The organism is Streptomyces sp., assembly GCF_031178505.1.
Taxonomy (GTDB): Bacteria; Actinomycetota; Actinomycetes; order Streptomycetales; family Streptomycetaceae; genus Streptomyces; species Streptomyces gulbargensis.
Map to the genome: position 1 here is coordinate 1 of NZ_JAPSIW010001022.1, position 1,763 is coordinate 1,763.

Below are 1,763 nucleotides of genomic sequence, written 5' to 3' on the forward strand. Positions count from 1 at the left end.
ACCTGGAGGCCCGCCGGTCGAGCGCCCGCATAGGAGAACTCGTCGACGGCGCCCTGGAGCGCGGCGCCCCGGACCGACCCGGCACCCCACCCCGTATCCCGTAACGATCCCGACCCGTCCCCTCACCTCCGGAACAGGAAGTACGACACCATGGCGAACCCCGAGACCTCCCTCAAGGAAGCGGCCTCCATCGAAGGCGCGATAGGCGCCGCCCTCGTCGACTACACGAGCGGCATGGCGCTCGGCACCATCGGCGGCAACGACGAGCTCGACCTCAACGTGGCCGCGGCGGGCAACACCGACGTCGTGCGCGCCAAGGTGCGGGCCATGGAGATGCTGGGGCTCAGCGACGAGATCGAGGACATCCTGATCACCCTCGGCGGCCAGTACCACCTGATCCGCCTCCTCAAGGGACGCGGCACGAACGGCCTCTTCCTCTACCTGGCGCTGGACAAGAACCGCTCCAACCTGGCGATGGCCCGGCACCGGCTGAAGAAGATCGAGGAGGAGCTGGAGATCTGACCGCGGGCGCGGGCCGGCGCCCGCCGCGCCTCACTCCACGAAGAGGCCCCGGGCCGCCGCCTTCGCGTCGAACTCCTCCAGCCGGGCCTGCGCGTCCGGCAGTTCGTCGGCCATCGCCTCCAGGAGGACCCGGCCCAGCATCATCGGCGCGCAGGCCGTGTCGAAGGCGAGCGCGGTGCCGACGGCGGCCGGGATGAGCAGGTCGCTGTGGGCGGCGACGGGCGCGAACGCCGACTCGGCGACCGTCACGACCGTGAGCCCGGCCGCCCGCGCGTACTCCAGGGCCTCCACGACCTCGCGCGGGTGCCGGGGCAGCGCGAAGCAGAGCAGGGCCGTGGCCCCGGCCCGTACGGCGGCGTCGACGCGGTCCGTGAGCATGGTGCCGCCCTCGTCGAGCAGCCGCACGTCCGGGTGGACCTTGGCGGCGAAGTAGGCGAAGCCACGGGCCTGCGAGGAGGCGGCGCGCAGCCCCAGCACGAGCAGCGGACGCGAGCGGGCGAGCAGCCGGCCGGCCCGTTCGACGGGCGCGGGGTCGGCGAGGAGCCCGGCGAGGTGCCGCAGGTTCTCGATCTCGGCGAGCACGGCCTGCTGGTACTCGTTGTGCCCGGCGGGCTCCTCCTCCCCGCCCCCGGCGGCCTCGGGAGGGGCGACCTCCCGCAGGTGCCGGCGCAGCGCCGGGTAGCCGTCGAAGCCGAGCGCGACGGCGAACCGCGTCACCGAGGGCTGGCTGACCCCCGCGAGTTCCGCGAGCTCCACACTGGACAGGAACGGCACGTCCGCGGCCCGCCGCACCATGCAGTGCGCGATCCGCCGCTGCGTCGGCGTCAGCCGGTGCCCCTCGAAAAGCGCCTGCAGCCGTCCGGCCGGGCTGTCGCTCATGCCGTCCCCCTTCCGCGTATTCATCCACCGTCGAACCTGCATAAGGATATGCAGACGGGGGCCGCGGAACGGCGGGAAGAGTGACGCGGGGACCGCCGCACCCCCGTCACCGGGGGTCGGGACGACGGCGGTCCCCACGGAGGACACGGGCCCGGGTCAGGGCCGGTCTCCGCGTCCGAGGCGTCGTGAGGAGGTCCGGGAGCCGCTCCGGAGGTCCGTGACGCCGACACCCCTCACTGTGCCGGACCGGTGTTAAGCGGGTGCTGCGCGGACGTGTCGCGCCGGTACCGATCACACGAAGTCCGGTGGGGCCGGCCGGTCCGCACCGGGCCGCGCCGCGGGCGGGCGCCGGCCGGCGCCCG

2 protein-coding genes are annotated in these 1,763 nt (G+C 74.1%); one reads left to right on the forward strand and one right to left on the reverse strand.

The features are described from left to right. Positions 1 to 150 precede the first annotated feature (150 nt). On the forward strand, positions 151 to 522 hold the full coding sequence (locus RIF68_RS35810) for a hypothetical protein (protein ID WP_309055804.1): 372 nt from the start codon (positions 151 to 153) through the stop codon (positions 520 to 522). Positions 523 to 552: 30 nt separating this feature from the next. On the opposite strand, the gene RIF68_RS35815 is transcribed toward RIF68_RS35810, so the two are convergent. After that, complete coding sequence (locus RIF68_RS35815) at positions 553 to 1,401, reverse strand: MurR/RpiR family transcriptional regulator (protein ID WP_309055806.1); 849 nt, start codon at positions 1,399 to 1,401, stop codon at positions 553 to 555. Positions 1,402 to 1,763 lie beyond the last annotated feature (362 nt).